Below are 1,483 nucleotides of genomic sequence, written 5' to 3' on the forward strand. Positions count from 1 at the left end.
GCTTGGGTTCAAGGGGTCGTCGCAACACCGCTTGGTTTCAGACGGTGAGTAGATCACGTAGACGCTCGGCTGGGGTATCCCAGCCGAGCGTCTTGCGTGGGCGGCCATTGAGCTCCTGGGCGACGTGTTCGAGGTCTTCGGGACCGTGGACGCTCAGGTCGCTGCCTTTCGGGAAGTACTGCCGCAGCAGCCCGTTCGTGTTCTCGTTCGAGCCGCGTTGCCAGGGCGAGGCCGGGTCGCAGAAGTAGACGGGCATGTCGGTGGCCATGCTGAACTGCCTGTGCCGTGCCATCTCGGCGCCCTGGTCCCAGGTGAGAGAACCGCGCAGGTGAGCGGGCAGGGTCTGGACGGTGCGCACGAGCCCGTCGCGGACGGTCTCGGCGTCGTGGGCCCCGCCCGGCAGGTGGACCAGCATGGTGTAGCGGGTGCTTCGCTCGACCAGGGTGGCGATCGCGGAGCGCCCGCCCGCACCGAGGATCAGGTCGCCTTCCCAGTGACCGGGGAGGGCCCGGTCCTCGATGTCGGCGGGGCGGTCGCTGATCATCACCATCGGTTCGACGAACCGGGAAGTGCGTCGCTCGGGGTTCCGGCGTGGCTTGCGGCGGGTCCGCCCGGAGCGGACGGCTGCCTGCACTTCCCGTTTCAGGCCGCCGCGGGCCTGGAAGTACAGCGCCTGGTAGATCGTTTCCACGCTCACCCGCATGTTCTCGTCGCCGGGATGTTCCCTTAGCAGAGCGTGGCAGATCTGTTCCGGTGACCACCGCCTGCGCAGTCCGTCCTGGACGAAGCGGCGCAGTCGTCCCTCGCGCAGCAGCTTGCGGTCCTTGGGCCGGGGCCTGCGCGCTGCCGCCGCCCGGTGGGCCTGGTAGGGCCAGTAGCCCTCGCTGCCCGAGTTCGCGTCGATCTCCCGCTTGACCGTGCTCGCGGGCCGCCCCAGGGCCCGTCCGATCGCCCGCAGCGACTGACCCGCTGCGCGAAGATCGCGGATCTGTTCGCGCTCGGCCAGTGTCAGGAACCGCGGGTGGAGCTGCTTCTCCAGGGCCCTCAAGCCGACCGGTGCTTTAGTCACACCGGACATGGTGACGGTTCCCGCCCGGTAGTCGACGTGGCGCCCGTTGGCATAGGTGCGCGTATGGCGGGTCTTCTTGACGCCCTGGTCCCAGTCCCTGGCCGTGCGTTCGTTCACGCCTGCCTGCCGGGCTGCGATCCGGCGGGTGACACCGGCGCCCCGGAGCCGCTCGTACTCGTCCCGTCCTGAATGCCGGCGGGGCGGGCCCATCGACCTCCGTCCGGCCTTCCGGGCCCAGGTGAAGGCGGTGTTCTGGTTCAGCTCCAGCTCACGCGCCACCGCAGTCACGCTGCCTACGACATCCAGCCGTTCAAGGAAGCGCTCCCGCAACCCAGCAAGATCACTACGCCTAACGCCCACGGTCCTCGCAACTCCCACAGATTGCGGGTGTTGCGAGGACCGTTAGAACCCAAG

1 protein-coding gene is annotated in these 1,483 nt (G+C 68.8%); it reads right to left on the minus strand.

Going from position 1 to position 1,483, the window contains the following annotated elements; translation table 11 throughout:
• Positions 1 to 37 precede the first annotated feature (37 nt).
• Entirely contained in the window at positions 38 to 1,279 is a 1,242-nt protein-coding gene (locus tag ACZ5WK_RS40255; protein WP_465555532.1) for an IS30 family transposase, read from the minus strand.
• Positions 1,280 to 1,483: the final 204 nt, after the last annotated feature.

This window comes from Kitasatospora sp. NPDC032757, from assembly GCF_055579305.1.

Bases quoted from the DNA above. Each gene is read 5' to 3' on its own strand.
- ACZ5WK_RS40255 (WP_465555532.1), bottom strand. From the start codon at position 1,279: ATGGGCCCGCCCCGCCGGCATTCAGGACGGGACGAGTACGAGCGGCTC.